We start from the raw sequence: 368 nt of genomic DNA, 5'->3' as shown, positions 1-368 counted from the left end.
TCCGTGTCCACTTTTACCGGCTCAACCGCCGTGGCGGTCGCCTCGTTACCGGCGTCATCGGTGATCGTGATGGTGCCGTTCACTTCCGGGTCAGCCAGCAGGTCGCTGGTTTTCACCTCCGTGCTCCAGGTCAGATCGTCCTGAACGATGGCTTCGTACGGCGTGCCATTCACTTCCAGATGCACCACGTCACCCGCTTTGGCATCCCCGCCCACGGTACCGCTGACGGTGGTGTACTCGGCCTTCGCCTCTTCGGCGTTGATCCAGCCATCACCCGCAATCACATCGATATCCAGCGTCACGCTGATATCCGTGTCCACTTTCACCGGCTCAACCGCCGTGGCGGTCGCCTCGTTTCCGGCTTCATC

1 protein-coding gene is annotated in these 368 nt (G+C 61.4%); it reads right to left on the bottom strand.

Going from position 1 to position 368, the window contains the following annotated elements:
- Window positions 1-368 (bottom strand): Ig-like domain-containing protein (locus F0Q32_RS25330; RefSeq protein ID WP_149465136.1); only part of this gene is annotated, 368 nt, incomplete at both ends.

The organism is Pseudocitrobacter sp. 73 (genome assembly GCF_008369545.1).
In the GTDB taxonomy this organism is placed as follows: Bacteria; Pseudomonadota; Gammaproteobacteria; order Enterobacterales; family Enterobacteriaceae; genus Pseudocitrobacter; species Pseudocitrobacter vendiensis.
The sequence above is the reverse complement of the archived record's forward strand: the minus strand, read 5'-3'. Positions and strand labels throughout refer to the sequence as shown.